This window comes from Anaerococcus sp. HMSC075B03 (assembly GCF_001815585.1).
Taxonomy (GTDB): Bacteria; Bacillota; Clostridia; order Tissierellales; family Peptoniphilaceae; genus Anaerococcus; species Anaerococcus vaginalis.
Map to the genome: position 1 here is coordinate 1 of NZ_KV821209.1, position 4,585 is coordinate 4,585.

Here is a 4,585-nt window from a genome sequence, read left to right on the forward strand (position 1 = left end):
ATCGAAGAATTAAAAGCAGCTGGAATTACAAGTGACTTCTATTTCAATTTAATCAACAAAGCAAAAACAATAGAAGGCGTAGAAGCATTAAAAAATGAAATCTTGAAAGCTCACGCAGGAAAACCAGGTGAAGAAGATCCAGAAAAACCAGGTGAAACACCAGAAGAAACAAAAAATGGATTTGATACAGAAAGAGAAGCTAGAATAGCAGCTGAGAAAGCATTAGAAAATGATCCAGTAAATAAATCCTACACAATAACACAAGGAGCAGATGGAAAATATTATTACCAATTATCTCCAGTTGAAAAAGGACTAGAAATTGGATATGAAACAAGAGAAGAAGCAGAAGCAGCAGCAAAAGAAGCTCTAGAAAATGATCCAATAAATAATGCATATGAAGTAAATCAAGGAGCAGATGGAAGATATTACTTCAGATTATTCTACAAAGAAGAAGAACAAAAACCAGGCGAAAAAGATCCAGTAGAACCAGGCGAAAAAGATCCAGCAAAACCAGGCGTAAAAGATCCAGCAAAACCAGGTGCAAAAAATCCAGCAAAAACAGAAGATAAGAAAAAAACACAACCATCAAAAGTTGTAAATAACAAAGCTAACAACGTTCAAACAGGTGTAGCAGGACTTACAGGTGTTGTAGCAACACTTGCAGCATCAGCAGTAGCACTTTTCAAATCAAAAAGAAAATAATTTATTATAAATAAATTAAAAGCAAAATATCTCTCTCAAGAAAATATATCCTGAGAGGGATATTTTTTTATGAATCTTAATAAATTTTATTTTACTGATAGTTTCAAAATTCAAAATATTTAATGAAAAATGATATAATAAACTAAGGTGATTTAATGTATATAAAAACTTCTGTTAGAAAACTTATAGAATTTGTTATGAGAAGTGGGGATATTGATAATTCCTTTAGGGACAATAATAGGATGGTCGAAGGAATCAAGGCCCATCAAAAAATTCAAAAATCTTATGATAAAAATTACCAAGCTGAATTCTATCTTAAAAACATTACTAAAATTGATGATATGGAATTTCACGTTGAGGGTAGGGCTGATGGTCTTTTGAAAAAGAAAGGCAAAATAATTATTGACGAAATAAAATCTACCACAAGAAATCTAGACAAATTGGATGATTCAAATAAACTACACTGGGCTCAAGCTTTTTGCTATGGGTATTTTTATGGTGTAAAAAATGATTTGAAAAATATTACTATAAGGCTAACTTATGTATCATTAGATGATTATAAGACAAAAACTTTTGAAAAGGAAAAAAGTCTTGACGAGCTTTATGAATTTTACATAAATTTATTAAAAGAATATATTAATTTCTCAAAAATTTTATCTAAAAACCTTGAAAAAAGAAATATCAGTGCAAATAATTTGACTTTTCCCTATGATGGTTACAGAAAAGGGCAAAGGAAGATGGCTGTTGCTGTTTATAGGGCAATTCTTGATAAGAAAAATTTGTTTGTAGATGCTCCGACTGGAACTGGAAAGACTATTTCTACAATTTTTCCTGCTGTAAAATCTTTGGGAGAAGGCTTGAGTGACAAAATTTTCTACCTAACTTCCAAAAATACTACGGCAAAAGAAGCTTTAAAATCTTTGTATTTATTAAAAGAAAAAAATTTATCGATCAAGGCAGTTTCAATTACAAGCAAGGAGAAAATTTGCTTAAATGATGAAATTTCTTGTAATCCTGAAGCTTGTCCATTTGCAAGAGGGCATTTTGATAGGGTAAATGATGGACTAAAAGATATTTTGGAAAATGAAGACATAATGGACTATGATATTATCACTTCTTATTCAGAAAAACATAGACTTTGTCCCCTAGAGTTTGAGCTTGATATTTCCTTGTACTGCGACATAATAATTTGCGATTATAATTATGTTTTTGATCCAAATGTTTATTTGAGAAGATTTTTTGATGATAGCCTTGATGAATATTTGTTTTTAATTGACGAGGCTCACAATCTTTTGGAAAGGTCAAGAAAGATGTTCTCTCATGATTTTGTTGATTCTGATTTTAAGGAATTAAGAAAATCTATGGATATAAAAAAAGATTTAAAAATAATAAAATCAATTGATTCAATTTTGGATGAATTTGAAAAAATGTATAAAAATTATGGGAAAAAATTGTTTTATTATTCGACTGATAATAATGATGATTTTGACAAAAAACTCATGGCTTTATCAAAAAAATTGGAAAAAGTTTTGATCAAGGATAAAAAAAGAGAAGATTATGATAAAATAGAAGATATGTTTTTTGAAATAAACCATCATCTAAGAATTTCTGATAATTTTAGGGAGGGTTTTTATCAAACCTTGACCTATGATGAAAATTCTATGGAAAAAATTTATGAAATTAAGTGCATTGATCCTTCAAAAGTTTTAAAAGAAAAGTATAAACTTGCAAGGGCAAGCATATTTTTTTCTGCAACTCTTTCTCCAATGGATTTTTACAGAAAAATGCTTGGAGCAGATGATAGTTTGAAAGTTCATTTAGATTTGCCCTTTGATAAGAAAAATTTTGCCATTTTTGCAAGTCCAATTTCTACTAGGTATAAAGATAGAAATAATAATTTAATGGATATAGCTGACCTTATCCACGAATTTATAAGTGCAAAAAAAGGAAATTATTTTATATTTTTCCCTTCATTTTCATATCTAACAGATGTTTATGAATATTACAAGGAAAATTTTAATGACGAAATTTTAGTTCAAGAAAGGTCCATGTCCCCGATAGAAAGACACAAATTTTTGCAAAATTTCACTTACGAAAGTGAAAAAACTGCATTTTTGGTTTTGGGTGGAATATTTTCTGAGGGAGTTGATTTGAAAGGCGATAGGCTAATTGGTTCTATGGTAATTTCAGTTGGAATGCCGGGAGTAAGCGATGAGAGAAATTTAATAAAAAATCATTTTGACGAAATTTCTCACAATGGTTTTGATTATTCCTACACCTATCCGGGCTTAAATAAAATTTTCCAAGCAGCTGGAAGGCTAATCAGAGGAGAAAAGGATAGGGGAATAATTTATTTGGTTGATGATAGGTTTTTGTGGGATAAGTACAGAAGGCTTTATCCTAGACATTGGTCAAATATAAGAGAAGTAAAAAATAAAAAAGAATTAAAAATCTTGGTTGAAAGATTTTGGAATAGAGGAGAATAAATGAGAGAAAAACCAATAAAAGATGTAGAAATAATAGATATGTCTTATCCAAATATTTCTATAGGAAAAATTGACGAAGAAAAAACTGTCCAATTTAAGGGCGGAGTTTTGGGACAAAAAGTCAGGGTAAAAATAACTAAAAACAGGGGCAAGAATAAAAAAGGAAAATTTATGGAAGTTTTGGAAGAATCCAAAATAGAAAATGCCAAAGAATTTTGCCCTCATGCAGGAATTTGTGGTGGTTGTTCTTACCAAAAAATGGGATATGAAACAGAGCTTTTATTAAAGCATGATATGATAAAAAAACTTTTGAAAAATTCTCATATTGATATTGCAGATCTTTCAATCATTAGAAGTCCCAAAATAAAAGAATACAGAAATAAAATGGAATATACTTTTGGGGATTCTTTTAAGGACGGACCACTTGTTTTGGGACTTCACAGGCAAAATAGATTTTATGAAATTGTCGATACAGATGGATGTAATATTGTAGATAGAGATTTTGAAACAATAAGAAAACATGTACAAAAATATTTTAGAGAAAAAAATACAAGTTTTTATCACAAAAAAGCTCATACAGGACTTTTGCGCAATTTAATAGTAAGAAAAGCACTTCACACTGGAGAAATAATGGTAGTCCTTGTGACAAGCTCAGACAAATCTTTTGATCCAATGAGAAGAGACTTATTTGCCCATAATCTCTTAAATGCAAAAACCAAGGGGAGAATTGTTTCAATTTATCATGTGATTAACGATAGTTTATCAGATGCAGTAAAAGTAGATTCAATCGAACTTTTATTTGGAAAAAAATATATCGAAGAAAAAATGAACGATTTAAAATTTCAAATTTCCCCATTTTCATTTTTCCAACCAAATGTATATACAGCAGAAAAAATCTATCAAAAAGCAATAGAATTAGCAAACGTAGATAAAAACAAAAACGTCCTAGATTTATATTCAGGAACGGGAACCATAACCCAATTATTTGCAAAATCCGCAAATAAAGCTATGGGAATAGAAATAATAGAAGAAGCAGTAGAAAAAGCCTTCGACAATGCAAAAGAAAATGAAATAGAAAATATAGATTTTATAGCAGGAGACGTTTTAGAAAAAATAGACTTAGTAAAAGGAAAATACGACATAGTAGTAATAGACCCACCAAGAGAAGGCATTCACCCAAAAGCAATCAAAAAAATAATAGACATAGCTCCAGAAGAATTTGTCTACATATCCTGCAACCCAAAAACCCAAGTAAGAGACCTAGAAATCTTCATAAAAAACGGCTACAAAATAAAAAAATACCAAGCCTTCGACCAATTCCCTAGGTCAAGGCACGTCGAGACTATAGCGTTGATAAAAAAGATATGAATTTAGAAATCCTGCATTTTAAGCAGTTT

Annotated in this window: 3 protein-coding genes; all 3 read left to right on the forward strand. The window is 30.0% G+C overall.

Going from position 1 to position 4,585, the window contains the following annotated elements; all coding sequences use genetic code 11:
- Positions 1 to 702: DUF5633 domain-containing protein (locus HMPREF3045_RS08910; protein WP_180363026.1), on the forward strand; the 702-nt coding region annotated here is incomplete at its 5' end.
- 155 nt (positions 703 to 857) lie between these two features.
- Positions 858 to 3,188, forward strand: coding sequence for an ATP-dependent DNA helicase (locus tag HMPREF3045_RS08915; protein WP_070738752.1), 2,331 nt, complete (start codon positions 858 to 860; stop codon positions 3,186 to 3,188).
- Complete coding sequence (rlmD, locus tag HMPREF3045_RS08920; protein WP_070738754.1) at positions 3,189 to 4,556, forward strand: 23S rRNA (uracil(1939)-C(5))-methyltransferase RlmD; 1,368 nt, start codon at positions 3,189 to 3,191, stop codon at positions 4,554 to 4,556.
- Positions 4,557 to 4,585 lie beyond the last annotated feature (29 nt).

What these genes read in the sequence shown, in the direction of transcription:
- HMPREF3045_RS08915 (WP_070738752.1), top strand. Translation starts at nt 858, where the DNA reads ATGTATATAAAAACTTCTGTTAGAAAACTTATAGAATTTGTTATGAGA.
- rlmD (WP_070738754.1), top strand. Translation starts at nt 3,189, where the DNA reads ATGAGAGAAAAACCAATAAAAGATGTAGAAATAATAGATATGTCTTAT.